The following is a 25,893-nucleotide window of genomic DNA, read 5'->3' on the forward strand; positions in this document are numbered from 1 at the left end:
TAGTTGGCGGGTGGTAATTCCACTGGAAGTCTGTTAGTATATTCACATAAACAATTCTGCACAGAGCAGAATATTACAGGAGGGAAATGAAAAATGGCAAGTTTATCATTAAAAAATATCTGTAAGAAATATCCGAACGGATTTGAAGCAGTTAAAGATTTTAATCTTGAGATTGAAGACAAGGAATTCATCATTTTCGTAGGACCTTCAGGATGCGGAAAGTCCACAACACTTCGTATGGTGGCTGGTCTGGAAGAGATTTCTTCCGGTGAACTTTCCATCGACGGAAGAGTGGTAAACGACGTGGAGCCCAAGGACAGAGATATTGCAATGGTATTCCAGAACTACGCGCTGTATCCCCATATGACCGTATTTGACAATATGGCATTTGGTCTGAAGCTGAGAAAAGTTCCGAAGGATGAAATCAAGAAGAAAGTGGAAGAAGCTGCAAGAATCCTTGATCTGGAGAAACTGTTAGACCGTAAACCAAAGGCTTTGTCCGGTGGACAGAGACAGCGTGTTGCTATGGGACGTGCAATTGTCCGTGAACCAAAGGTATTTCTGATGGACGAACCGTTATCCAACCTGGACGCAAAACTTCGTGTGCAGATGCGTGCAGAGATTGCTTCCCTTCATCAGAGACTGGGCGCAACGATTATCTATGTAACCCATGACCAGACAGAGGCTATGACACTGGGAACCAGAATCGTTGTACTGAAAGACGGAATCATCATGCAGGTAGATTCTCCTCAGAAGTTATACAACGAGCCGGATAACCTGTTTGTAGCAGGATTTATCGGATCTCCTCAGATGAACTTCCTGGATGCTGTATGTAAGGTAGAGGGAGATACGGTTAAGTTACAGGTTGGCGATACAGCCATTACATTACCGCCTTCCAAGGGCAGGAAACTGATTGACGGTCATTATAATGGCAAGACAGTTGTAATCGGTATCCGTCCGGAAGATATTGACGATTCCCAGATTGCTCTGGAGACTCATAAAGACAGTATCTTTAACACAAAAGTTACCGGATACGAATTACTTGGCTCCGAAGTACTGTTATACTACACCATCAATGGAACCAGCATGACTGCAAAAGTGGATTCAAGAACACCGGCCCGTCTCGGCGATTCCATCCAGCTTGCAATGGATATTGAAAAGATTCATATTTTCGATAAAGAAACTGAATTGACAATTACCCACTAATCCGGTAATATAATTTCATAACACTAATGTTCGGAAGCGATGCAGAGATGTGTTGCTTCCGTTTTTTGTTCCGTATTCGTATGCTCTGACATACCGTAAATGAAAACATTTTCAGGAGAAAACATATGCTGTCAAATCATAAATTACAGGTTACATTAGAAGAAATCAAAGAAATATCCAGAGTGGATCTGGCTCTTTACAGCGACAAGGGAAAGCTGCTGGCTTCCACGTATCAGCCGGAAGAGGAAATGGAAGATGCCATCCGGTTTTTTGCAGATTCCATGGCGGAAAGCCAGATGCTTTCCGGATGCCACTTTTTTAAGATTATGATAGAAAATGAACTGGAATATATTCTGCTGGCGCGGGCCGGCAGTGAGGAAGCCTACATGATTGGAAGGCTGGCGGCCTGCCAGATTCGGAATATGGTCAGTGCTTTTCAGGAGCAGTTTGACCGGAACAGCTTTATGCAGAATGTGGTGCTGGGCAATATGCTGGTGGTGGACATGTATAACAAAGCCAAGAAACTGCATATTGAGACAGCTCAGCGCGTGGTATTTATTATAGAAGTATCCGGCAAAAAAGACGGAATTGTGATGGAGACAGTGAAGAATCTTTTCGCTTCCACCACCAGGGATTTTATTACGGAGGTAGATGAGAAATCCGTGATTCTGGTGAAAGATGTACGGGAACTTCCCCAGGAAGAAGAGCTGGCAAATCTTGCGGAGATGATTGTGGATAATCTCCAGATGGAAGCCCTGGTAAAAGTGCGGGTAGGTTACGGCAACCGTGTGGAGTTGCTGCAGGACATTGCACGTTCTTATCAGGAGGCCAGGATGGCATTGGAGGTAGGAAGCATTTTTTACGCGGAAGACCACACGGTTTCCTACAGCAATCTGGGCATTGGAAGGCTGATTTACCAGCTTCCTGCCAGTTTATGTGAAATGTTCCTGAAAGAAGTGTTCGGGGAAAAAGTGCCGGATATTTTTGATGAGGAAACTACGGTAACAATTAACAAATTTTTTGAAAATAATCTGAATATTTCGGAGACAGCACGCCAGCTTTACGTGCATCGGAATACGCTGGTGTACCGTCTGGAGCGAATCGAAAAGGTGCTGGACCTGGATATCCGTACTTTCGAGGACGCCATGTTGTTTAAAATTGCCCTGATGGTTATTTCTCATATGAATTATCAGAGAAGTCTGACAGAAAAGAAAGCAGAAGAAGATTAACTGCCCGAAACAGGAAGAAAAACAGGATTAGCTGTCTGAAACAGGAAGGAAAAATATATGAAAATTTCTACAAAGGGGCGGTATGCCCTGCGTTTGATGCTGGATCTGGCACTGGAAGAAAATCAGATTGTCAGACTGAAAGATGTGGCAGAGCGACAGGAAATTTCCATAAAATATCTGGAGCAGATTATTTCTGTCCTTCAAAAATGCGGCTACGTGAAAAGCATGAGGGGACCGGGCGGAGGTTATACCATTGCCAGAAAGCCGGAAGAATATACGGTGGGGATGATTCTGCGTCAGATTGAAGGGAGCCTGGCCCCGGTAAGCTGTCTGGAGCAGCCGGAAAATGACTGTCACCGCCGGGGCGAATGTGTTACGCTGCGGGTCTGGCAGATGCTGTATGACGCCATAAATGAAGTGGTGGATAAAGTGACGCTGGCAGATTTGGTAGAATGGGAGCGGGAACTTCGGGGAACGGTGGATTATGTAATCTGACAGAACTTCCATTTATGACAGGAAATTGCCTTTTTGCACCATGCTATGTTAGAAAATTAAGGAAATTTCGGGAGAAACCGATATATAATACAGGTAAACAATGACGTGATTGGATTTCTGACAGCAGAAAGGGGCAGAGGCATGAAAATAGGAAAGGCAGCAGAACAGGAGACGCCTGTAAGAAACGGGTATGGAAAAGACCGTGTGGAACATCAGGCAGAGGAGAAACAGGGAAAAGAGAAACAGGGCCGGAGCATTCAGGCTTCCGAGCTGAATCTGTTCCAGGACGGGATTGCAGATAAGAAGAAAAAGGCAATGCAGGATGCCATGGATTTTGTAAAGCAGCAGTTTGCATCAGATTCTGAAGTAGATGCAGTGATGGATGAGTGCAGGACTCAGATTGCAGAAGGGAAGGAGCAGTCCCTGGAGGCTTCGAGAGAACTGAGAAGTATTGAGGAACAGAAAGCACAGTTGAAGGAAGAATATCCCGACGGCGGCGAAGAATATGACGCTTTTATGAAGGATTTAAATGAACAGGCAGGCCACTGGAAGAAAGAAATGGAAATGGGCCAGTCTGCGGTTTCCGATTCCACGAAGGCCATTAAGTCCATGAAGCAGGAAGCCCTGAAACACCATGGTATGGTGGATGCTGCGAAAGCGGCTGAGGAGACCCTGGAAGCTGCCAGCAAAGAAATGGTGGGAATGCTGCTGAATGAGGCAAAGGATACGGTGGATAAGAAACAGGAAGAGACCGTAGAGAAGGCTGAAGAAGCCAAAGAGGAAAAGACTGAGCAGGAAGAAGCAATAAAGGAAGCACAGGCGGAGCAGGAAAAACAGGCACAGGAAATCGAAGAAGCACTGGAGAAGCAGAAACAGACCAGGGAGCGCAGGCATATACCCCAGTCAGCATCCTTTGCCCCGGTGGAAGAACTCCGGAATAAGCAGCAGAAAATTCTGGAAAATACCCAGTTGATTCTGGAAGAACAGAGTCTGCTGCCGGAAGAGATAAAAGGAATTGTAGTAGACTTTAATTTATAAAAGGCGCTGCAGACATTGCCGGTGCTGCGGAGTTTTGATTGGAATTTGTTTGAAAACAGAGCAGAAAGCCAGACCTTCAATGTTATTTGACAGGGACTGGCTTTCTGTTTTATGCACAGGCCCACATAGAGGAACAGGTATATTCAGGGAAATATGCCAGCAGGATAACGGTGGAAATTTGTACAGGAGGAGACAGACGTTGAAAAACAGAAGAAAACAGATGCGGGGCAGAATCCTGCTGCTGTCTGTATTTGCCAGCTTTTGGATGGCAGGCTGCGGAAATCTTTTACAGGAAAGCCCGGCCGGGCAGAACAGCCAGTGGGAACGTGGTACGGGGCAGGACAGCCTGCAGGCGGAAAACAGCCAAAAAGGCGCAGCCGGCGGCAGCAGTGACGGAACGCTGGAAGTTCACTATATAGACGTGGGCCAGGGGGATGCTACGCTGATTCGGCAGGGCAGTCATGCCATGCTGATTGACGGCGGAAATAATGATAAGGGCACTGCTCTGCAGTCTTACTTACAGTACCAGGGGATTGAACATCTGGATTATGTAATCGGAACCCATCCTGACGCCGACCATGTGGGCGGGCTGGATGTGGTTATGTATAAATTTCCCTGGGATACGGTTATCCTTCCGGATTTGGAGAAGGATACCAGGACGTATCAGGATGTACTGAACGTGATTGCAGAACAGGGAAAGAAGATTACTTATCCCGCCGCCGGTACTGTTTATAAGCTGGGCGAGGCAGAATATACCATTATAGCTCCGGCAAAAGAGGATTACGGGGATAACTGGAATGATTATTCTGTGGGGATTCTTCTGCAGTTTGGAGAAAATCGCTTTATCTTTACCGGGGATGCGGAAGAACAGGCAGAACAGGATATGATGGAAGAAGGGCTGGATTTGTCTGCGGATGTGTTAAAAGCAGCTCATCATGGCAGCGATACGGCCAACACCATGGAATTTCTGGAAGAAGTAGAGCCTGATGCTGTAGTAATAAGCTGCGGGGAAGGAAACAGCTACGGCCATCCCAGAGCCGGGGCCATGAATAATTTCCGCAGTATTGGAGCGAAAGTATACCGTACTGATGAACAGGGAACCATTGTGGCAGTTTCCGACGGAAAGGGAATCACCTGGAACTGCTCCCCCAGTGAGAGCTGGAAAGCCGGAGAGCCTGGAGGAGGGCAGGAGGCAGAACCTGAACAGGCCGCCAGTACAGGCCAGGACACTGCAGGCAGGAACCTCTCAGGGGAAGACGATGCGGAAACGGAGTATGTGCTCAATACCAATACCGGAAAATTTCATCGGCTTTCCTGCGGCAGTGTCGTACAAATGCAGGAGGAAAACAGGGAATACACCGATTGCAGCAGGCAGGAACTGATAGAACAGGGGTATGAACCCTGCGGCAGGTGTAAGCCCTGAGCAGGCAGTATGTAAAATGCGCACAATAAAAAGAATCCGGCTTTGCCGGATTCTTTTTATTGTGCGACAGGAGGAAAATATTGCTTTGCAATTCTTATAAACGCGATACGTTCAGCATACTGCGTATGCTCTGACGCACCGCAAATGGCGCAGCAAACCGTCCAGCTCCCTCATGATTGAGAGATTCAAAGAGTTGAAGCGGACCTGGACGCTCTGTCATTTTCTGCATCTGAAGTATCGCTGCCTTCTGCCTCCGTACCGTCTGTTTCATCGGCAGATTCCGAAGATTCCGATTCCGAAGATTCGTCGGAACGGTTCCCGTTGACAGCTTTGTCAATGCTGCTGGGAGTATTTTCCACAGTGTCGTCCACCGGAATTTCTTCTGTGTTTTCCGGCTGCTCAGTCAGAGGTTTCAGCCAGGATATTTCATTGGAGCTTCGGAATATGGTATCAGAGGAACCCATCTGGTTGACCACAATGGTGTTGGGGCCCTCCTCAAAGCTGCTCATGGAAATCACCAGCTCCGTGTCACTGACAAAGGAAGTGGAGACTTTGGTGTCATTGATAAATACTTTGCTCCAGGGAGTGAAGTTGCTGCCGAAAATGTGCATTCCGTCTTCCCGTTCTTCCAGACGTTCCGCAGTTACGTTCTGCACGCCCATCTGCATGTCAGAAGCAGGGTATAAGTCCTCTCCATGGTATGCGTAGCGCTTCCCATACAGAATATCATACTGCAGAAGTTCCATGTCTCCGGAGGAGTCCTCTGTAATCTGAAATCCGTTGTTCTGATGGAAAGAGAACATGGTTCCTTCATGGATATTCACCTGATTCATGGCAGAAGCAAGTAACTGATAAGAAGTCAAATCCTGATTTACTTTTTTCATACCAAAATTGTTCCAGGTGGCGTATTTGGTTTTGAAAATGCTTCCGCTCTTCATATCCTCGTCGGTGAGTCCCATGGTGGGCAGGTGGTCTCCGAAAAATACCACCAGTGTTTTTTCATCCCGTCTGGAAAGCATATCCGTAAGGCTGGCAATAAATTTATCTACTTCATGAATCTGATTTACATAATATTCCCATTCGTTGTTTCTGGCTTCTGTTTCCCCTCCGGTCACGGTAATCTCCGGATTTTCAATGATTTTTTCTGTGGGATATGCACCGTGTCCCTGAACGGTAATAGTATAAATAAAGTCCTGCTGTTCTGTGGAATCCAGTGCTTTTTCCACTTCCCCGATAAGGATATCATCGGTGGGCCATGTGCCCAGAGGCGTATACTCCTGAATGTTCATCATTTCCTTGCTGATGAAGCTGTCAAATCCCATCTGGGTAAAAGCATTTCTCCGGCTGTAGAAGTTACCGCCGTTGTTATGTACCACATGGGAGCCATAGCCCAGATTTTTCAGGTCGGAGGCAACACTTTCACAGGAGGTGGATTTCAGGATGGTCTTGTAGGGATACTCGCCCAGTCCGAAATACTGCATACCCATACCGGTGAGAATTTCAAATTCCGTGTTGGCGGTGCCGGCCCCTACCACCGGAACGGTCAGGTAACCGGAAGAGTAGTTGTTGTACAGGTTATCAAAATTAGGCACCGGGTTTTCGGAAAAATTCAGAAAGTTTACTTCTTTGGGGTCCGTAAAGGATTCCAGCAGCACGCAGATAATGTTGGGCAGGTCTTCTGTTGCGGAAGGTTTGTCTTCTGCAGCGGAGAGAGCTTCGTCCACCGTTTCCTGAGAATAATCTCTGGGGGCGGTCATGCCCTGGTCCACCACGCTGGCGGAAAAGCTGTATACAAATCCATAGTCCTCATAGCCCTCGGCAATATTTTCAAAATAATCGGCCAGTATGTTGTTGCTCACTGCGGCCTGCGTTACCATGGGAATGAAAAATGCGAAAATCCCAATGGCGCCGATACTGGCAAAACGGTTCTGTTTCCCCTGATACCGGGGGCCTTTTTTCCATAATACAATGATTCCCGCCAGTACGACCGCAACCAGAAGGATTACGGCAAGGGCCTCGCCTTTACTGAAATAATTGCTCTGCATGGTAAACAGGTCGTTAATCAGCTTTACGTCCGTATAGGTAAAGGGTGTGACACGTTTGGCAAGGATGCATCCGTTGATGGTTCCGAGAAACAGCCATGCCACGCAGATGACGGTACGCATCAGGGCCCGCCTGCGGAAGAAATATACCAGATGCAGGGAGGTAAATACAATCATGGAATTATATAAAAATACCAGGCTCCGGTCGAACATAAACTGAAAAGCATCCACAAAAGAATGTCTGGAAATCATTTCTATGAAAAAGCAGATACTGCAGGCCAGCAGATAATGAAATACCAGAGAATAGCGGTTCAGGATATGTATCAGAGCTTTCTTCTGTTCCGGTTTCAGGATATGCTTCCGGGGACGTGCATTTCTTTTTTCCCGAAAAGCCTTGTATTTTGCTGCAACTTTCTGTAAAGTGTTTTTTGCGGTATAAAACATTACGTCACCATCCTTAATTTATGCTGAAAATCCAATATGTGAACTGATTGTGAACAAAATATGAATATTGCAATTTCCATAGCAAAGATTAGCTTACTTTTTGGGAAAAGTCAACTGATAAATACAATTTTTATACATACCATAATAAATATTAAGAATTTCTTTATAAATTTGGTGAAATTTCCAAAGAAATTTATTATCTTTTTTATTATACGAACGGAGAGGAAAGAAATATGTTAAATGAAAAAGAAGCACAGGAATTTCTGGAAGAGACAGGACGGACAGGGGGGATTCGGCCCGGCCTTGCTGTCATGCGGGCATTGATGAAGGAACTGGGCGATGTGCAGGATAAGCTGCACATCATTCATGTGGCGGGAACCAACGGGAAAGGCTCTGTGTGCGCCATGCTTTCCTCCGTGCTGCAGGAAGCAGGATACCGGGTGGGCATGTATACGTCCCCGGCGGTATTTCACAGGCGGGAACAGTATCAGGTGAACGGGGAATGGATGACCCCGGCGGAGTTCGCAGAGGTGATAAGCGATGTGAAAGAAGGCTGCGAACAGGTCAGGGCAAAAGGCGGCCGGCTGCCCACGGTGTTTGAGATTGAAACAGCAGCGGCTTTTCTGTATTTTTACCGGAAATGCTGCCAGGCGGTGGTACTGGAGACAGGCATGGGGGGAGCGGAAGACGCCACCAATATAATAAGGAAACCTCTGGTGAGCGTTCTCACATCCATCAGCATGGACCATATGAAATTTCTGGGAAACAGTCCGGAGGAAATCGCCCGCCAGAAAGCGGGAATCATCAAAGAACACGGAACAGCAGTGGTTCTCAGGCCCCGGCAGGAGCAGGTCAGACAGGTGCTGGAAGAAGCGTGCAGAAAGCGTCAGGCAGTGCTTTATTATGGGGAACCGGAGCGGGCCGCTCAGGTGCGCAGGGAGCAGGGACAGCTTTGCTTTTTCTGTGAGGAAACGGGAGAAATCCGGCTGTCCATGACGGGGAGGTATCAGGTGGAAAATGCAGTCTGCGTACTGGAAACCGTGAAAGTATTAAGAAAAATGGGATGGGATATTTCCGGAGAAGTTCTGGTCAGAGGGCTGGAACATGCCCGCTGGGAAGGGCGGTTTTCTGCGGTGTGCCGGAAGCCTTTGTTCCTGCTGGACGGGGCCCATAATGAGGACGCGGCAAAAAAATTGCGGGAAACTTTGAAAATGGGTTTTACAAATGGAAAAATAATCTATATAATAGGAGTACTTGCAGATAAAGAGCATGAGAAAATGTTAAAGCTCCTGCTGCCTCTGGCCTGGAAAGTATTTACCGTTACGCCGGATCATCCCAGAGGCCTGGACGGACAGATTCTGGCGCAGGAGGCCCGCCGGTATCACGATGATGTGACCTGCTGCCGGAAGGTTTCGGAAGCGGTATCGGCTGCGCTGGCCCTGGCGGAGCAGGAACATGCCATGATACTTGCCTTTGGCTCTTTGTCGTATCTGAGAGAGATTAAGGAGAACATGTGCCATGATAGATAAAGGGAAAATAGAACAGGCTGTAACCCTTCTGCTGGAAGGAATGGGAGAGGATGTAAACCGGGAAGGCCTGAAAGAGACACCTGGCCGGATTGCCAGAATGTATGAGGAGATTTTTGCAGGGATTGACCAGACGCCGGAGCCATATCTCACCAGGACATTTTCGGTGGAAAACAGCGGCATGGTGCTGGAAAAAGATATTGTGTTTTATTCCACCTGCGAACACCATCTTCTTCCTTTTTACGGAAAGGCGCACATTGCCTATCTTCCCGACGGAAAAGTGGTGGGGTTAAGCAAACTGGCCAGAACCGTGGAGGTGTATGCAAGGAGGCCTCAGCTTCAGGAGCAGATGACAGCTCAGATTGCAGACGCTCTGATGGAATATCTGCGGCCGAAAGGCGTGATGGTAATGGTGGAGGCAGAGCACATGTGCATGACCATGCGGGGTGTGAAAAAGCCCGGCACTCAGACCGTAACACTGGTAACCAGAGGGGCTTTTGCGCAGGAGGAAAAGCTACAGGAAGAATTCTGGCGGATGATGGGGCGATGATAATAAGACAGCAGTGAGAGGAGACATCATGAAGAACAGTATAAAGATAGGCAACAGAGTTTTTGACACGGAAACCCGCACATATATCATGGGAATTCTGAATGTAACGCCGGATTCCTTTTCTGACGGGGGCCGGTTTAACAGTTTTGACCGGGCCCTTGCCCATGTGGAGCAGATGGCGGCAGAAGGGGCCGATATCATTGATGTGGGCGGCGAATCCACCAGGCCGGGACATCAGCAGATTTCAGCGGAGGAGGAAGTGGAGCGGACAGCTCCTGTCATTGAAAAAATAAAAGCGCGGTTTGACATTCCTGTTTCCACAGACACTTACAAAACGGAGGTGGCCAGAGCTGCTCTGGAGGCGGGGGCCGATATGATTAACGACGTCTGGGGCCTGAAATACGACAGAGAACTGGCAGAACTGATTGGAAGCTCCGGGGCTGCCTGCTGCCTGATGCACAACCGGAAGGAAAGCCTTTACCGGAATCTGATGGAAGAACTGAAATCTGATTTGCAGGAAACCCTGGCAATTGCCAGAGCAGGAGGAATTTCAGATGAGAAAATTATCCTGGATCCAGGGGTTGGGTTCGGGAAGACATATGAGCACAATCTGGAGGTAATCTGTAAGCTGAAGGAACTGAAAAGCCTGGGATTTCCCATACTGCTGGGAGCTTCCAGAAAATCTGTGATTGGCCTGACCCTGGACCTTCCTGTAACAGAGCGAATGGAGGGCACGCTGGTTACCACGGTGCAGGCAGTCATGAGCGGATGTGCGTTTGTGAGAGTCCACGATATCCGGGAGAATAAACGGGCCATTCAGATGGCGGAGGCAGTCCGGGATGGATGGAAGCAGGTACAGGCGGAAAGATAAAGCCCGGACAAAGGCCTGTATGAAACGACAGAAGTGGAAGAAAAGGGAAGCAGATGCGGGAAAGGAAAGAGGGAAAGGACGACGGATATGGAAAATAGCAGAAATCCGGATAAAATACACATCAGGAACCTGGAAGTGTTTGGAAAGCACGGGGTACTGCCGGAAGAAAACAGACTGGGACAGAAATTTCAGATTAATGCAGTTCTTTACACCCATACCAGAGAAGCCGGATTAAAAGACGATTTAACAAAGACAATTCATTATGGAGAAGTCTCGCGTTTTATGTCTTCTTTTATGATGGAGCATACCTTTCAGCTTATTGAGACGGCAGCGGAGCAGATGGCCCGCGCCCTGCTCCTTGCCTTTCCGGCCCTGGAGAACATCCGGCTTGAAATTGTAAAACCTTGGGCTCCCATCGGCCTGCCCCTGGAATCCGTATCTGTGGAGATTGAGCGGGGCTGGCACCAGGCTTTTGTGGCTATGGGCTCCAATCTGGGAAACCGGGAGGAATACCTGCAGCAGGCAGTCACAGCCCTGAAGAACCTGGAGGACTGTGAGGTGGAACAGGTGTCCGGGATTCTTGCGACCAGGCCTTACGGGATGACAGACCAGCCGGATTTCCTGAATGGAATGGTAAAACTGCGGACGCTGCTGACGCCCTGGGAACTGCTGGAGCAGCTTCACCGGACAGAACAGGAGGCCGGCCGGGAACGTCTGGTGCACTGGGGGCCAAGAACGCTGGATCTGGATATTATTTTCTATGATGACTGCGTCATTGACACACCGGATCTGACCATTCCCCACCCGGATATGAAGAACCGGGAGTTTGTACTGAAACCGCTGGCAGAGCTGGCGCCTCAGTTCCGTCATCCTCTGCTGGGTAAAACTGCGGCACGGATGCTGGCGGAACTGCAGCAGATGGACACATAACCGGAAGAAACAGGCTTTACACTTTAAAGGCCGTCTGATATAATAGGAGCGGTAACTGGAAGATATGATGTATAAATGTTATATTGAGCTGAAAGTTACATTATCGAGCCTGGGTGTTAATCTTACAGAGCCTGACAGAATCAGAGAATAAGAAGAAAAGCGAGGGATAACATGTTCAGATAATCCATTTTGTATCAACAGAAAATTTTTTCTGATTGTTTGCCGAAGCGGATTCTGTACGTGATATTCCGAATGTTGTCTGCACAGACAGGTAATTGTCTGTACGCAGAGTACTACGGGAAAATTTATGATGTGATACCGGAATCATGTCCGGGAGAAATCTGCTTTCGGCGGCAATCCTTGCCTTCAGGTGAAAGCAGATTTTGACGTATTTCAGAACATGGGAATTTTCTGAATTCCGGTTCCGGAGCCGTACAGGAGGAGGTATCATTATGTTACAGTTGAAAAATATAACCATTACACATAGAAAAGACTTAAGGGAAATCGTAAAGGATTTTTCCTTTGTATTACATCCGGGAGATAAGGCGGTTATCATCGGGGAAGAAGGAAACGGGAAATCCACGCTGCTGAAGCTGATTTATCAGGAAGCTCTGATAGAACCCTATGCGGAATATACCGGAGAAATTATCCGCAATGGCAACCGTATGGGCTATCTGGCCCAGGAACTGTCCCCGGAGCAGAAGAGGGGAAGAGTAGACGAATATTTTTATCAGATTCCCGTATTTTTTGAAAAGACCCCCAAAGAGCTGGGAGCCCTGGCCAGAGAGCTGGGACTTTCCGGAAGTTTCTTTTTTGAAGACAGAGAAATCCGTACCTTGTCCGGCGGAGAAAAGGTAAAAATGCAGATGGCGGGAATTTTGCTGAACCAGCCGGATATCCTGTTGCTGGACGAACCTTCCAACGACATTGATTTGAATACGCTGGAGTGGCTGGAGCGGTTTATCAGCCGGAGTAATTTGCCGGTGCTCTATGTATCCCATGACGAGACGTTCATCCGGCGGACTGCCAATGTGATTGTTCATATGGAACAGGTGAAGCGCAAAACCGCGGCCAGGCATACCATAGCAAAAATGGGGTACGACCAGTATATCCGGGAACGGCTGAACGGTCTGCAGCGGCAGGAACAGCTTGCCCGCAAAGAGCGCAGTGAGCATGATAAGCAGATGGAGCGGTACCGGAAGATTCAGCAGAAGGTGGAGCATCAGCAGAATGTTATAACCAGACAGGATCCCCATGGAGGACAGATGCTGAAAAAGAAAATGCACAGCGTAAAAGCCATGGGCAGAAGGCTGGAAAAGCAGCAGGAAAACCGGACGGAACTGCCGGATACGGAAGAAGCTATTTTTGCCGCATTTTCCGGAGATATCCGAATTCCAAACGGGAAAATAATTCTGGATTTAACTATTGACACATTGTACACAGAAGAATATGGAAAGAAACTGGCGGAGAATATTCATCTGCGGGTACAGGGCCCGGAAAAAATCTGTATTGTGGGCAGAAACGGAGCGGGGAAGACCACGCTTCTTTCCAGGATTGCAGAGGAACTGCTGAAAAGAACCGATATTCATGCGGCCTGTATGCCTCAGAATTATGAAGAACTGCTGGAGATGGAAAAAACTCCGGTGGAATTTCTGCAGAAATCCTGTGACAGAGAGGAATATGGCAGAATCCGCACGTATCTGGGCAGTATGAAATATACGTCCGATGAAATGGGGCACAGTATCTCGGAGCTGTCCGGGGGACAGAAAGCAAAGCTGCTTTTCCTGAAAATGAGCATGGACGGTAATGACGTGCTGATTCTGGACGAGCCAACCCGGAATTTTTCGCCCCTGTCAGGCCCGGTCATCCGGCAGCTTCTGAAAAATTATGGAGGAGCCATTATCAGCGTGTCTCACGACAGGAATTATGTGGCTGAAGTCTGCCAGAAGGTTTACCGGCTGACGGAACAGGGGCTGGAGCCTGTTTCGGCTGAGTTTGGAAAGGAATCGTAACGAAGGGCACAGGGAGGATTGGGATGGAAGCACAGAGCTTTGCCTTTGAAAAAGTAAATGATGGAATCCGTATTCTGAGATGTTACGGCGTCAGCGGCAGAGTAACCATTCCGGAGGCACTGGAAGGCCTCCCGGTGACGGAGGTGGCAGATTATACCTTTGCGGAAGAGATGGACTGGGAGCCGGAAAATACCAGCGGCCTGCCCTGTATCTGCGGCGACGCATTAGAAGAACTGGATTTGCCTCAGACTGTCCGGCGGCTGGGCAGGTATGTGTTTTATAACTGTACCGGGTTTCGGAAGCTGTCCTTTTACAGCAACATTGCGTATATGGGAGCCGGCGGCTTTACCGGATGCGGAAATCTGGCTCATCTTGTGTGTTATCAGCAGGACGGGCCCTCCTGTCTCCGGGAAATCCTGCAGGATTTGAAACAGTCGGTGGTGGTGGACTGTTATTGGGACAGGGCTCCGGCGGCTGCCGGGGGTTCGGACAGCCAGAACCAGCGGGGGGAGGCGGAAGGCAGTTCTGAGAGGAGAAATCTCAGGTGCCGTCTGGTCTATCCGGAATTTTTTGAAGAAGCCGTGGAAAATACCCCGGCCAGAATTATTTCCACCCAGACCCATGGCATGGGCATCCAGTACCGGAATACCTTTCGGAATACCGGAATTGTTTTTGCGGAGTATGATAAACTTTTTGAAACAGGGAAATATAATATGGATTTAACAGATAATATAAAGATATCTGCGGCAAGGCTTTCCTGCCCCTGGGAATTATCGGAAGATGCCGAAGCCGGATATGCTTCCTGGCTGAGGCAGCACATCCGGGAAGGGGCGGCATATTTCCTGGAACAGGGACAGCGGGAAGAAATAAAGTGGATGGCCGAATCTTTTGCGGAGACAAAAGAGGAGCTGGACCTTCTGGTGCAGGCAGCCGGGGTTCGGAAGGACACGGAAGTTTTAAGCAGTCTGATGGATATCTCTCACCGGCGGTTTCCGGGGAAGCGGAAGCGGTTCGCTTTGTGATTCTTTATGAAAGGATGTCATGATGTTTGAGGAAGCATTACTGGAAAAAGTGGATATCTGCAACGAAATCCTGCGGGACGTAAGAAGTGAACTGTATCTGAATCTGCGGTTTCTGGATGTGGCCCTGCACAGCCTGGAGCCGGAGCCTTCCATGGCCCTGAGGACTGCGGCCACAGATGGTCTTCTCTATCGTTATAATCCGGAATTTCTTGCCGGGCAGTATAAAATCGGGACGGTGCCGGTGAACCGCTGTTATCTCCACAGTATCCTGCACTGCCTGTATGGGCATATCTGGAAACAGAGGCAGGAAGAAGAACTTATGTACTGGAATCTTGCCTGTGACATTGCGGCGGAATACGTGCTGGACAGCCTGCCTCTGCGGTGTCTGCGCAATCCTCCCAAACCTTACCGCCGGGCGGTCTACGACGGTCTCATGAAAAAAATTCCGGTGATTCACGGGGAGGGAGTGTTTCATTTGCTGCAGAAAGCAGAGCCTGATATCCGGGTGACAGCCAGACTGATACAGGAATTTACCGTGGATGATCATATGCTCTGGCAGCGGGAGCCTTCCGGGCCGAAATCTCCCCTGGAGCAGCAGAACCGCTGGCAGGAGATTCGGGATAAAATGGAGACGGAGCTGGAGACTTTTTCCAAAGAGGCAGCGGAGGATTCCAGAGGGCTGCAGGAACAGCTTCGGGTGGAGAACCGGGAACGGTATGATTACCGGGAGTTTCTGAGAAAGTTTTGTGTGCTGAAAGAAGAAATGCAGGTGGATCTGGACAGTTTTGACTATATCTTTTACAATTACGGCATGGAATTATATGGGAATATGCCCCTGATTGAGCACCAGGAGACCCGTGAAATGCAGAAAATCGAAGATTTTGTGATTGTGATTGACACCTCCATGTCCTGCAAGGCAGTGCTGGTGCGGAAATTTCTGGAGGAGACTTACAGTATCTTAAGCCAGTCGGAATCTTTTTACCGCAGGTTCTGCATTCATATCATCCAGTGCGACGAGCGGGTGCAGTCGGATGTGGAGATAGAAAACCGGCGTCAGCTTGAGGAATATATGGAGCAGTTCCAGTTGAAGGGCATGGGCGGCACGGATTTCCGTCCGGCTTTTTCCTATGTAAATACTCTTCTGGAGAAAAAGAGTTTCCAAAAGCTCCGGGGACTGATTTATTTTACGGACGGATATGGAATCTATCCCCTGAAAAAACCGGTGTATGATACAGCCTTTGTATTTTTCCGGGAAGATTATCAGGATGTGGACGTGCCTCCCTGGGCCATCAAACTGATTCTGGGAGAAGAAGAACTGCAGACATTATGAGAAAGAGGGACATAAGATTATGAATATCAGACGAGTGAAGGAAGAAATCAGAAACACCATAGAGGCTTATCTGAAAAAAGATACGTTCGGGGCTTATGAAATCCCTTCCATCCGCCAGCGTCCGGTGCTTCTGCTGGGGCCTCCCGGCGTGGGCAAAACCCAGATTATGGAACAGATTTCCAGAGAGTGCGGAATCGGGCTGGTAGCCTATACGATTACCCATCATACCAGACAGAGCGCCATTGGCCTTCCTTTTATTTCCAGAAAACAATACGGCGGCCGGGAATACGCGGTGACGGAATACACCATGAGTGAGATTGTGGCTTCCATTTACGATAAAATGGAGCAGACCGGCCTGAGAGAGGGAATTCTGTTCATTGATGAGATTAACTGCGTATCGGAAACCCTGGCGCCGGCCATGCTGCAGTTTCTGCAATGCAAATCCTTCGGCAACCATAAGATTCCCGAAGGCTGGGTGATTGTGGCGGCCGGGAATCCCCCGGAATACAACAAATCCGTCCGGGAATTCGACGTGGTGACCATGGACCGGGTGAAAAAGATAGAGGTGGAAGCAGATTTCGAGGTATGGAAGGAGTACGCTTACCATCAGGGAATCCATGGGGCTGTGATTTCCTATCTGAATACCAGAAAACAGCATTTTTACCAGATGGAAACCACCATAGACGGAAGGAATTTTGCCACTCCCAGAGGCTGGGAGGATTTGTCTGATTTTATAAAAGTGTACCGGCAGCTTGGGAAAACCGTGGACAGGGAAGTGGTGGGTCAGTATATCCAGTTTCCGAAAATCGCGAAAGATTTTGCCAACTATCTGGAATTATATGATAAATATCAGACGGATTACCAGATGGATGAGATTTTTCAGGGGCGGCCGGATGAAATCCTGCTGAAAAAAATTGCCCATGCTTCCTTTGACGAGCGTCTCAGCGTTCTGGGATTGATTCTTTCCAGAGTCAATGAAGAACTGAAAAAGGCGGTTCAGCGGGAAGACTACATGGAAATGCTGCAGTCCTGCCTGCTGGAGTTCCGGGAACTGACAGAAGCAGCTTCTGCAACAGCGGAAGGCGGCCAGTTGTTTGAATGCGTGTGCCGGAAATTAAATACAGATTATACTAATAAGCGAAAAGCGGAACTGCTCGCCCGTGAGGAAGAACGACAGTACCGCAGACTGATTCAGACCATGGAAAGATTTTTACAGACCCTGAAACTGGAACCGGCCGGAGAACCCAAAGAAGCATTTTGGCGTGTCAGAGAGCTGTTTGAAGGAGAAAATCAGAGCTACGAGAGGCAGCAGGAACTGGCCCTGCAGACGCTGGAATACGCCTTTGACTTCCTGGAAGGAGCTTTCGGCACCGGACAGGAACTGGTTATGTTTATCACAGAGCTGAATTCCGGATATTACAGCGTAAGATTTCTGCAGAATGGCGGCTGTGAACGGTATTACCGGTATAACCGGGAACTGCTGTTTGATGAAAAGCGCAGGAAACTGCTGGAGCGGCTGGAGTAGAAATATTGCACGCAGGCAATTGCGAAACTCAATAATTGTACTAATTTCATGTACAATTCGGTGAATTTGAGTACAAATGTTTTCCTCATGCAAAAGGTGAGAAATGCATTTCAGCACCATGGAAGCGAGACTTAAAAGAGAATGGAAGCCTTTGCTGACATGCTCTTTCGTAGTCAAAGGCTCGCTGGAATGTTCGGTGCGTCCGGCATTTCGGCCTTTTCGTATGATGAAAATATTTCATGGAAAGTGTAGAAATTGTACATGAAATTTTGATAATCAGATAGTTTCGCAATTGCCTGAAATATTGCACAGGAAGAAAGGAGACACTATGAGAAAGACAACGATTCTCTTTGATTTGGACGGAACGCTGGTCAATACGGAAGAGGGTGTTGGAAAAAGCGTGCGGTACGCACTGGATAAATATGGAATACCGGAACCGGACAGAGCCACTATCCGACGATTTATCGGCCCCCTTCTGGCAGATTCTTTTCAGCGGGAATACGGGTTTTCCGAGGAAAAGGCAAAAGAGGCGGATCTGGTTTTCCGGGAACGTTATGAAACCATCGGACTGTTTGAATGTGAGCTGTTTCCCGGTGTGGAAGAAGCATTAAAAATTCTGAAGGAAAAAGGATATAAAATCAGCGTGGCCTCCTCGAAGGAGGAAGTGCCCTGCCGCCGGATTCTGGAACGCCTTGGCGTGGCTCAGTATTTCGATTTGATAGGGGGAGCCAGACTGAAAGAAAATATAGGCACCAAGATAGAAGTGCTGCATGACGTTATGAAACGTCTCGGCATTTCCCATAAGGAAGAAGTGGTGCTGATTGGAGACAGCCGGTATGACGCCAGGGGAGCCAGAGAGGCGGGCATTGACTGTATCGGTGTTTCCTATGGATTTGAGGAAGATTTTGAGGAAATGAGAAAAGCCGGGGTAACGGAAATCTTTGATACGCTGGCGGAGGTAATTGAGTATCTGGAAAGGAGCAGGGAAGATGAGTATTAGAATTGGTATTTCAGGTTATGGAAATCTCGGAAGAGGCGTGGAGTGTGCGGTGAAACAGAATCCCGATATGGAGCTTGCGGCGGTATTTACCAGAAGGGAGCCGGAATCCCTTTCCATTCTCACAAAAGAAGCGGCTGTATGCCACGTTTCTCAGGCGGAGGAATGGAAAGATAAGATTGATGTAATGATTCTCTGCGGTGGGAGCGCCACGGACCTGCCGGAGCAGACGCCGGAGTATGCGAAATATTTCAATGTGGTGGACAGCTTTGACACTCATGCAAAAATTCCGGAGCATTTTGCGAATGTGGATGCGGCTGCAAAAGAAAACGGGCACGTGGGAATTATTTCTGTGGGCTGGGATCCTGGTATGTTTTCCTTAAACCGCATGTACGCCAATGCAATTCTGCCGGAAGGGAAAGACTATACGTTCTGGGGAAAGGGCGTCAGCCAGGGCCACTCGGACGCTGTACGCCGGATTCCGGGCGTGAAAAATGCAAAGCAGTACACCATTCCGGTGGACAGCGCCCTGGACGCTGTACGGGCCGGGGAGAATCCGGAGCTTACCACAAGACAGAAACATACCAGAGAATGTTTTGTGGTGCTGGAAGAGGGAGCAGACGGGGCGAAAGTGGAAGAAGCCATTAAGACCATGCCCAATTATTTTGCAGATTATGATACAACGGTGCATTTTATCAGTGAGGAAGAGCTGCTGAAAAATCACAGCGGGATTCCCCATGGAGGATTTGTCATCCGCTCCGGTAAAACCGGCCGGGAACAGGAACACAGCCACGTGATTGAATACAGCCTGAAACTGGATTCCAATCCGGAATTTACCGCCAGTGTGATTGCAGCCTATGCCAGAGCAGCTTACCGTCTGGCGCAGGAAGGACAGACGGGATGCAAAACCGTATTTGATGTTGCACCGGCTTATCTCAGTGCCCGGAGCGGGGAGGAACTGCGGAAGCATTTGCTGTAAAGGGTTGGAATGATTGATTTAATTTTATTTAACGATTCCGTTTCTATAGTAGAGTATATGTTGTATTTTTAAAAGGTTTGAGTCATATCCCATCAATCTAATGAATATATGGATTGATGGGATATGTGATATTTATGCATAAAACAGGAAAAAAATGGTGGAATATATACGGAAAAAGAATTATAATTGCTATAACAAATGAAGGGGAGGTAAAAATACTTGAGAAAAGGCATTTATCTGAATGATACTATTCATGGTTTGGTTGCATTGTCTGAGTATGAAAAGAGAATTATTTCTACTATAGGTTTTAACCGTTTGCATGATGTGTATCAGAATTCAACAGTTTATCTTACATTTCCGACTAACAGAACAAAGCGTTTTGAGCATTCTATTGGGACTATGAAACTTTGTTCAGATATGTTTTTTTATTCTGTATTGAACGCATCTGAAGAAATGTTGGATAAAATGTATCAAATTTTTGAGAATGAGTTTTCAGAGATTTTAGGGGAAATAAAAGAAAAACCAGATTTTTGTGATCAGAAGTTAGGAGGAGTAACTCCGGGAGAAATGCCTCAAATTGATTTTGATAAATTGCGGCATTCGCTGATACCTAATAATGTGTCCTCTGAATATCAGATTATCCACATTATTTTAATTCAGGCGATTCGGGCAGCGGCATTGCTGCATGATATTGGGCATCCGCCCTTTAGCCACGTTGTTGAGTATGCTTTAAAAGCGGTTTATCAGGAATACAAAAGTTTTGAGAGCACTGACAATCATAATCTTCAGAAGTATTTGGAAATTATGTCTAAATATTTTGAAGATAATAAGAAACTTCATGAACAAATGGGTGACGAAATAAGTAATAGTATACTATCAGAAATAATAACAAGAATTACGGATGAATATGAGAGATATAATGAAAATTTATTTGAAGTTCTTGTTTGGGAAAGCGTGAAAAGAATTTTTCAGGAAAAAGGTGCATTTGGCTCGTTGCATAGAATAATTGACAGCAGTCTCGATGGAGACAGACTGGATTATGTAACAAGAGATTCCATTAATTCAGGAATGAATTCAGGACAGATTGACTATACAAGAATTATTAATGATATGCAATTAATAGTAAATGGAGAAGAAATTTTGTTTTGTATTCCTCTGAAAGCGGTTAACTCTGTAGAGGATTTCATTAAACGTCGTTTTAATATATATAAGGATATTATTTACCATCACAGAGTCATTAAAACAGATTATTTACTGGAGTATACAGTAAGGGATCTTGTTAAAGAATATCTAAGTAAGCAGTCTGAAGAACCAAATCATCAAAATAATAAAGTAGTAATTCCTTTTGATGTGTCAGGATTATGGTTTCCATTAGGCAACGCTACAACTGTGGAAAAATCAAATGCGTTGTCACAATGGAATGATTCGTGGCTGATGACCGTATTAAAACAAATTTTTTATACGGAATATTATCGTAATAAAAATATAAAAAAAGGTTCATCAGAATACATTTTATCACAGCGATTATCCGAATTATTGCGTAATAACAAATGTTATTATTCTCTGATTAAACGTAGTGAGAATTTTAAGACTATTGATGATGCTGTAAAGGAAACTTTGTTACGAAGTAAGGAGGCTATTGGAAAAATTGTTTTAAAAGTGAATACATTGTCCGGTCAGTCAGGATTAGCTGCACCACCAGATGGTACTATGGTGGATATGAGTGCAACTTTGGATTTTATTGATGAAATTTTAGGCGGTACGGCCAAAGCTGCCGGAGGATTTGTAATGTCTTTTATTTCCAAACATTATAAGGCGATAGGAATGAGTTCTATAGAAACGCTTATACGGGATATTGTTACAGAAGAAACACAAAATATGTTTGTTAATGTAGAACTATATGATACAATTGTTGTATTTAAAAGTATTTCTATTGGGTTGGATCAGCCAATATACTTTTATGATAATTATGGAAATATATCTATATTAGATGAAATAAGTGGGATTTCTGATATATTGAGGCTTGATGCCGATTATTTGCCGGTTTTTTATATTTACGTATTGATGAAAGATGGAAGTTCTATAATAAAAGAAAAGAGAGATGAGCTTTTGGGAAAAATAGGAAACAGAATAGGCAATATGATTGTTCAAAAGATAATTGAAGCACTTAAAAAAAGAATAAATGAAATGGAGGAGCAAATATGTGTAGAGTAGTAATAAGCAATTCTAAAAGAGAGGCAGAATTTATAATTTATAATCATCTTTTCTCAAAAAAGAATTATAGGTTCACAATTCCACAGCTTGTTGGAGAATTGCAGGAGTACAAACTAAATTTGTCTCAGGAATATGTTCAGGCAGAAATAGATGAGTTTGTTGAAGCAGGATTAATTCATCAGAAATTCAGAACCTATTCTACCTGTAGCAGGTAGAATTTATAGTGGGAATACGGAGGTTTTTGTGTGAGTTTTTCCTGTTTTTCTAAGGCTGACTGTGAAATTACGGTTTTCAAAATGAAATGTAAAAGCAAGGCGAATATTGCTTCATAATTACAGGAAAATGCAGTTCTTTGAAGGTAGCGTTTGATAAGTGGCTGTTAATAAAAGAGATATAAAGGGTTTTCCGGAAACTGCCGATATGTACTTTAGCTACGGATGGCATTTATTTCCAGGGAGGATGGGAATAAGTGCCATTTTTTATCTTATAAGACAAAAACAAAGATGCGCACTCGTGCAAGAGGAAAATGTCACTTCGTGACCGTCCTAAGGTATCCCCCAGGCAAGCCTGGTACCCCTTAGGACAAATCCGCACTCGGCGCAGCAAAGTGTTCAGGTCTACGCTCCGCTTCGGTCCGCGCTAAACGGACATCCACAGGATGTCCAGCGCCCCTCATGGATGAGGGGATGGGGAGTTGCTGTGGGCATGGCCACTTTGTTATCTTATAGGAAATACCGTGTTACTGTGAAGTGCTAAAGTATATAGATTTCCTATAAGATAAAACCATTATGCTGCAGGAAAGGCATTCTTTTTTAAGGAGGAAACATTATGTCAGATAAAGTACAGGGAACTTTCGGAAACAGTTATTTTACACAGACAGTACAGGGCTATGCCGCAGGAGTAATACAGGAAGAAAAAAAGCAGGGAGCTTTCGGCGGAAAGCTGGCGGCGGAATACGCCCGCATGGAACAGGCAAGAATTCTGGATGAGATGGATCATTCTGCCGTGGAATACAGAGGTTACGGGGCAGACGGCATGTGGAAAGGCAACTTTTTCTCCGGGGATGCTCAGAATCTGAAGGAAGCGTATGATGGCGATAAGGACGGACAGGAAAAACAGCAGGATATGATGAAACATATATCTCCTGAGACAAAAGAAGCGGCAGTCCGGAAACTGACCGGGGACCGAAATGCGCCCTATTCCATACTGGCAGACGGAAACGGGGAGATAATTTATAATGGAGTAATCTTCCGCTGTGATTATGAAAATAACAGGCTCTGTCTGGGAGATGTGTCCAATCCGGATAACTGTCTGAATATCCCTCTGGAAAAAGGCGGCAGCCTGGTGGTAAACCGGAACAATATCGACGGGCTGGTGAAAGCCATCGGTATGTTTTCTCCGGCAGATGTGCGGCGGATTATGCAGGCTCTTGCCCAGGATGCGAAGGTGCGGCAGACAGAACTTCAGATTGAGGATGACACCAGCGGAGAGCAGGTTTTGGAAAAAGAAGATAAGAAAACCGGTGAAATGAAAGCACCGGGGGAAGACGATAAAAAAATCGGCGAAGAAAAAACGCCGGAAGAACATGGAAAGACCGGTCCGGTACAGACGTTGGAGCAGGAAAAAGAGGAATCCCATGAAAAAGCTGTGCAAAACCGGGAAAAGGAAGGAGAACATGAATCAGAAGAATAATCCTTACAGTAACAACGCAATGTTTAAATCGTGGAATGTCATTTATCCCATATTTATCTATTTTGTGGTGGCAAATCTGGCCATGTCGCTGTTTGCCATGCTGGCTTCTGTTCTGGGGGCTGATTACCAGAAACAGTACATGGCTCTGCAGACAGCAGCGGTGGCGGTAACCATACCATTTATTGCCAGATATTATCAGAGGGACAGAAAAGAGCCTACGGTATTCTGGGAACATATGGGGATGGAATTTGCCGGGAAAACCCGTGCTCAGAAAATCATCAACGGAGTGCTGATGTTCCTGGCAGGAGCTGTCATCGGCATGGCGCTGAACAATGTGCTGGCTCTGACCACCCTGGAGGAAATTTCAGAAGGGTATCAGGAGGCAACGGAGAATTTCTTTGCGGGCGGTATTTTCTTTGAACTGCTGGGCGCCTGCTTTCTGACGCCTTTTCTGGAAGAACTGCTTTACCGGGGCGTGGTGTATGGAAGGCTCTGTGATCTGATGATTCTGAACAATGAAAAAAAGACGGAAGAAGGCACAAAACGGGAAAAACGCAGCCGGTTCACAGCAATGTTATTCTCGGCTCTGCTGTTCGGAGTGCTGCATATGAATCTGGTGCAGTTCGTTTATGCAGGGGTACTTGGTATTCTTCTGGCCTGGTTTATGGAACAATCCGGGCATTTTTACGGAGCGCTGCTGGCCCACATGGGTGCCAATCTCACCTCTGTGCTTCGGGTGGAGACCAGACTGTTTGACTGGATGGAGCAGAGCAGAGGCGTGTTTGCAGGAGCCACAGCGGGACTTGGTCTGGCGGGAATTGTTCTGATTGGAGCAATCTGGCTGCAGAACAGAAAGGGACAGGATGTAACAGACGGTTAAAAGAGCGGCTGTCCTGCTGTATGACCATTTTCTGTTGCCATGGCCGCTACAATAACCAGACGTGGAGTATCGGCTGAAAGATTTGGCCGTACCGTGATATTTTAAGAAAAGGAGCTGTTGCAAAATACAGCTCTTTTTATGTTGCAGGAAAATCTTTCCTGTAACATAAAAAATCTCCGGCAGAACAGGCGGAGATTGAAATCTTATAAAATGGTTATACTAAAAATGCAACATTTCTTACAATAATGTTGCATTTTTCTTTACAGTTCTTATATCGGAGCTTCTCTGAAAAACTTTAGCCCCTGAATTTATTTTTCAGGAGAAATTCTTATGACAAATCAATTTTTGTAAAAACAGAATCCCGCTCGTCCTGTTCAATTCCAAGATATTTTTTTGTGACCCGGTAGGAAGAATGATTGAAAATGTCCATTAAAAGAGCAGGGGGAACCCCCTGTTTCCATGCATGATAACCGAAAGTTTTGCGGAGGGAATGGCAGCTCACATGAGAGGTGTGCAGTGTTTCCTCCGCCGCTTTTTTCATAATGCGGAAGGCCTGGGAGCGGCTCAGAGGCCTTCTGTAATCGGTTGTTTTTGTGAAAATATAATCTTCCGGAGCCGGATTGCGGCTTTTCATGTAAAGATGCAGCGTTTCTTTCAGGTGGTCATTCAGGGCCACCATATTTTCTTTTCCGGTCTTGTGCTCCCTGAGAAATAAATGCCCCCGAAAGCATTTTTCCTCAAAATCATACACATCTTCCCAGTTCAGATTCAGAATGTCGCTGATACGCAGAGCGGTGTGCAGTCCGAACAGGACCAGGGCATAGTTCCTGATGTTGGGCTGGCAGTTCTGATAATAATCCAGAAATTTTTTCAAATCATCTTTTCCCCGAATTGGCTGTGTTGTTCCCATATTCCATACCTCCATTCTGCAACATTATTGTAAGAACTGTTGCAAACGTTTTTCTTAAGTAAAAAGTTCTTTGGATTTCCCATATGACAGAAATTTTATCATGGTAAAGTGCAAAAGTACAGGGATTTCCGGTAACAGGAATCATGCAGCCCCGGATTGCAACGGTAAAAACTGGATTCCGGGAGAGAACAGGAGGTTGAAATGCTGAAATTATCAGTAAGGCCGGGAGAATATGTGCTGATTGGGGATGATATCAAGCTGGTATTTGCGGGAGGAAGTTCCAACAATCTGCGGATTCTGATTGATGCTCCCAGAGCTTATAACATTGTGAGAAGCGAGGCGCTGGAGCGTTACGGAATGGCAGCGGATCCGGGCAATGAGGTAAAGCATTACCGGGACAGAGAACTTTCTCCGGAGGCAAAGGAGAAAATCAAAGCCATTCTCATGGCGGAGCGCAGGAAAGCACGCCGGAAGGAGCGGGCGACGGAGCTGCACAGGTAATAATGCGGAGCAATCCTCTGCTTATTATAAATGCCGGCAGCAGTGCCGGAGTATAACAACATCCGCTGCCTCCTGCA

At 46.6% G+C, this 25,893-nt stretch carries 22 protein-coding genes; 20 read left to right on the plus strand and 2 right to left on the minus strand.

Annotated features, from left to right (window positions below):
- Window positions 1-93 precede the first annotated feature (93 nt).
- The 5 genes from ugpC (at window position 94) to VSQ32_02320 (ending at window position 5,391) form a co-directional block, all read left to right on the plus strand.
- A complete protein-coding gene (gene ugpC, locus VSQ32_02300) occupies window positions 94-1,206 on the plus strand; it encodes a sn-glycerol-3-phosphate ABC transporter ATP-binding protein UgpC (GenBank protein MEH2941708.1) in 1,113 nt (370 codons plus the stop codon).
- A gap of 125 nt (window positions 1,207-1,331) precedes the next feature.
- Entirely contained in the window at window positions 1,332-2,435 is a 1,104-nt protein-coding gene (locus VSQ32_02305) for a helix-turn-helix domain-containing protein (GenBank protein ID MEH2941709.1), read from the plus strand.
- Between the two features lie 57 nt (window positions 2,436-2,492).
- Window positions 2,493-2,930 (plus strand): Rrf2 family transcriptional regulator, encoded by a 438-nt coding sequence (locus VSQ32_02310; protein ID MEH2941710.1) that lies wholly within the window; start codon window positions 2,493-2,495, stop codon window positions 2,928-2,930.
- Window positions 2,931-3,071: 141 nt separating this feature from the next.
- Window positions 3,072-3,968 carry a hypothetical protein gene (locus tag VSQ32_02315; GenBank protein ID MEH2941711.1) on the plus strand — a complete coding sequence of 299 codons (897 nt, stop codon included), beginning with the start codon at window positions 3,072-3,074 and terminating at the stop codon, window positions 3,966-3,968.
- Between the two features lie 199 nt (window positions 3,969-4,167).
- On the plus strand, window positions 4,168-5,391 hold the full coding sequence (locus tag VSQ32_02320; GenBank protein ID MEH2941712.1) for an MBL fold metallo-hydrolase: 1,224 nt from the start codon (window positions 4,168-4,170) through the stop codon (window positions 5,389-5,391).
- Window positions 5,392-5,576: 185 nt separating this feature from the next.
- Here the strand turns inward: VSQ32_02320 and VSQ32_02325 are convergent, their stop codons facing one another.
- Window positions 5,577-7,877: a sulfatase-like hydrolase/transferase gene (locus tag VSQ32_02325; GenBank protein MEH2941713.1), complete on the minus strand. Its 2,301-nt coding sequence runs from the start codon at window positions 7,875-7,877 to the stop codon at window positions 5,577-5,579.
- Between the two features lie 233 nt (window positions 7,878-8,110).
- On the opposite strand from VSQ32_02325, the gene VSQ32_02330 reads away from it, so the two are divergent.
- From VSQ32_02330 to VSQ32_02395, 14 genes are all read left to right on the plus strand, one after another.
- Window positions 8,111-9,406 carry a folylpolyglutamate synthase/dihydrofolate synthase family protein gene (locus VSQ32_02330; protein ID MEH2941714.1) on the plus strand — a complete coding sequence of 432 codons (1,296 nt, stop codon included), beginning with the start codon at window positions 8,111-8,113 and terminating at the stop codon, window positions 9,404-9,406.
- Complete coding sequence (folE, locus tag VSQ32_02335) at window positions 9,396-9,953, plus strand: GTP cyclohydrolase I FolE (protein ID MEH2941715.1); 558 nt, start codon at window positions 9,396-9,398, stop codon at window positions 9,951-9,953. The genes VSQ32_02330 and folE overlap by 11 nt, the downstream gene beginning before the upstream one ends.
- A gap of 40 nt (window positions 9,954-9,993) precedes the next feature.
- Window positions 9,994-10,824: a dihydropteroate synthase gene (gene folP / locus VSQ32_02340; GenBank protein MEH2941716.1), complete on the plus strand. Its 831-nt coding sequence runs from the start codon at window positions 9,994-9,996 to the stop codon at window positions 10,822-10,824.
- 87 nt (window positions 10,825-10,911) lie between these two features.
- Window positions 10,912-11,754: a 2-amino-4-hydroxy-6-hydroxymethyldihydropteridine diphosphokinase gene (folK, locus tag VSQ32_02345; protein MEH2941717.1), complete on the plus strand. Its 843-nt coding sequence runs from the start codon at window positions 10,912-10,914 to the stop codon at window positions 11,752-11,754.
- Between the two features lie 452 nt (window positions 11,755-12,206).
- A complete protein-coding gene (locus VSQ32_02350; protein ID MEH2941718.1) occupies window positions 12,207-13,766 on the plus strand; it encodes an ATP-binding cassette domain-containing protein in 1,560 nt (519 codons plus the stop codon).
- 23 nt (window positions 13,767-13,789) lie between these two features.
- Window positions 13,790-14,788, plus strand: coding sequence for a leucine-rich repeat protein (locus VSQ32_02355; GenBank protein ID MEH2941719.1), 999 nt, complete (start codon window positions 13,790-13,792; stop codon window positions 14,786-14,788).
- Between the two features lie 22 nt (window positions 14,789-14,810).
- On the plus strand, window positions 14,811-16,118 hold the full coding sequence (locus VSQ32_02360; protein MEH2941720.1) for a VWA-like domain-containing protein: 1,308 nt from the start codon (window positions 14,811-14,813) through the stop codon (window positions 16,116-16,118).
- 19 nt (window positions 16,119-16,137) lie between these two features.
- Window positions 16,138-17,643, plus strand: a complete 1,506-nt coding sequence (locus VSQ32_02365; protein MEH2941721.1) for an AAA family ATPase — start codon at window positions 16,138-16,140, stop codon at window positions 17,641-17,643.
- Between the two features lie 328 nt (window positions 17,644-17,971).
- A complete protein-coding gene (locus tag VSQ32_02370) occupies window positions 17,972-18,643 on the plus strand; it encodes an HAD hydrolase-like protein (GenBank protein ID MEH2941722.1) in 672 nt (223 codons plus the stop codon).
- Window positions 18,633-19,619: a diaminopimelate dehydrogenase gene (locus VSQ32_02375; GenBank protein MEH2941723.1), complete on the plus strand. Its 987-nt coding sequence runs from the start codon at window positions 18,633-18,635 to the stop codon at window positions 19,617-19,619. The genes VSQ32_02370 and VSQ32_02375 overlap by 11 nt, the downstream gene beginning before the upstream one ends.
- 219 nt (window positions 19,620-19,838) lie before the next feature.
- The gene (locus tag VSQ32_02380; protein ID MEH2941724.1) at window positions 19,839-21,833 is read left to right on the plus strand and encodes an HD domain-containing protein; all 1,995 of its coding nucleotides are present in this window, start codon (window positions 19,839-19,841) and stop codon (window positions 21,831-21,833) included.
- Window positions 21,821-22,048 carry a hypothetical protein gene (locus tag VSQ32_02385; protein MEH2941725.1) on the plus strand — a complete coding sequence of 76 codons (228 nt, stop codon included), beginning with the start codon at window positions 21,821-21,823 and terminating at the stop codon, window positions 22,046-22,048. Before VSQ32_02380 ends, VSQ32_02385 begins: the two co-directional genes overlap by 13 nt.
- Window positions 22,049-22,661: 613 nt before the next feature.
- Entirely contained in the window at window positions 22,662-23,525 is an 864-nt protein-coding gene (locus VSQ32_02390; GenBank protein MEH2941726.1) for a hypothetical protein, read from the plus strand.
- Window positions 23,509-24,405, plus strand: coding sequence for a type II CAAX endopeptidase family protein (locus tag VSQ32_02395; protein ID MEH2941727.1), 897 nt, complete (start codon window positions 23,509-23,511; stop codon window positions 24,403-24,405). The genes VSQ32_02390 and VSQ32_02395 overlap by 17 nt, the downstream gene beginning before the upstream one ends.
- A 328-nt stretch (window positions 24,406-24,733) precedes the next feature.
- On the opposite strand, the gene VSQ32_02400 is transcribed toward VSQ32_02395, so the two are convergent.
- A complete protein-coding gene (locus VSQ32_02400) occupies window positions 24,734-25,315 on the minus strand; it encodes a tyrosine-type recombinase/integrase (protein MEH2941728.1) in 582 nt (193 codons plus the stop codon).
- Window positions 25,316-25,516: 201 nt separating this feature from the next.
- Here VSQ32_02400 and VSQ32_02405 point away from each other — a divergent pair, with 201 nt between their 5' ends.
- A complete protein-coding gene (locus VSQ32_02405; GenBank protein ID MEH2941729.1) occupies window positions 25,517-25,816 on the plus strand; it encodes a carbon storage regulator in 300 nt (99 codons plus the stop codon).
- Window positions 25,817-25,893: the final 77 nt, after the last annotated feature.

The organism is Lachnospiraceae bacterium JLR.KK002 (genome assembly GCA_036941025.1).
Taxonomy (GTDB): Bacteria; Bacillota; Clostridia; order Lachnospirales; family Lachnospiraceae; genus Petralouisia.

Excerpts from the sequence above, each read along its gene's own strand:
- ugpC (MEH2941708.1), top strand. The coding sequence starts at position 94 with ATGGCAAGTTTATCATTAAAAAATATCTGTAAGAAATATCCGAACGGA.
- VSQ32_02305 (MEH2941709.1), top strand. The coding sequence starts at position 1,332 with ATGCTGTCAAATCATAAATTACAGGTTACATTAGAAGAAATCAAAGAA.
- VSQ32_02310 (MEH2941710.1), top strand. The coding sequence starts at position 2,493 with ATGAAAATTTCTACAAAGGGGCGGTATGCCCTGCGTTTGATGCTGGAT.
- VSQ32_02315 (MEH2941711.1), top strand. The coding sequence starts at position 3,072 with ATGAAAATAGGAAAGGCAGCAGAACAGGAGACGCCTGTAAGAAACGGG.
- VSQ32_02325 (MEH2941713.1), bottom strand. The coding sequence starts at position 7,877 with ATGTTTTATACCGCAAAAAACACTTTACAGAAAGTTGCAGCAAAATAC.
- VSQ32_02330 (MEH2941714.1), top strand. The coding sequence starts at position 8,111 with ATGTTAAATGAAAAAGAAGCACAGGAATTTCTGGAAGAGACAGGACGG.
- folE (MEH2941715.1), top strand. The coding sequence starts at position 9,396 with ATGATAGATAAAGGGAAAATAGAACAGGCTGTAACCCTTCTGCTGGAA.
- folK (MEH2941717.1), top strand. The coding sequence starts at position 10,912 with ATGGAAAATAGCAGAAATCCGGATAAAATACACATCAGGAACCTGGAA.
- VSQ32_02350 (MEH2941718.1), top strand. The coding sequence starts at position 12,207 with ATGTTACAGTTGAAAAATATAACCATTACACATAGAAAAGACTTAAGG.
- VSQ32_02355 (MEH2941719.1), top strand. The coding sequence starts at position 13,790 with ATGGAAGCACAGAGCTTTGCCTTTGAAAAAGTAAATGATGGAATCCGT.
- VSQ32_02360 (MEH2941720.1), top strand. The coding sequence starts at position 14,811 with ATGTTTGAGGAAGCATTACTGGAAAAAGTGGATATCTGCAACGAAATC.
- VSQ32_02365 (MEH2941721.1), top strand. The coding sequence starts at position 16,138 with ATGAATATCAGACGAGTGAAGGAAGAAATCAGAAACACCATAGAGGCT.
- VSQ32_02370 (MEH2941722.1), top strand. The coding sequence starts at position 17,972 with ATGAGAAAGACAACGATTCTCTTTGATTTGGACGGAACGCTGGTCAAT.
- VSQ32_02375 (MEH2941723.1), top strand. The coding sequence starts at position 18,633 with ATGAGTATTAGAATTGGTATTTCAGGTTATGGAAATCTCGGAAGAGGC.
- VSQ32_02385 (MEH2941725.1), top strand. The coding sequence starts at position 21,821 with ATGTGTAGAGTAGTAATAAGCAATTCTAAAAGAGAGGCAGAATTTATA.
- VSQ32_02390 (MEH2941726.1), top strand. The coding sequence starts at position 22,662 with ATGTCAGATAAAGTACAGGGAACTTTCGGAAACAGTTATTTTACACAG.
- VSQ32_02395 (MEH2941727.1), top strand. The coding sequence starts at position 23,509 with ATGAATCAGAAGAATAATCCTTACAGTAACAACGCAATGTTTAAATCG.
- VSQ32_02400 (MEH2941728.1), bottom strand. The coding sequence starts at position 25,315 with ATGGGAACAACACAGCCAATTCGGGGAAAAGATGATTTGAAAAAATTT.
- VSQ32_02405 (MEH2941729.1), top strand. The coding sequence starts at position 25,517 with ATGCTGAAATTATCAGTAAGGCCGGGAGAATATGTGCTGATTGGGGAT.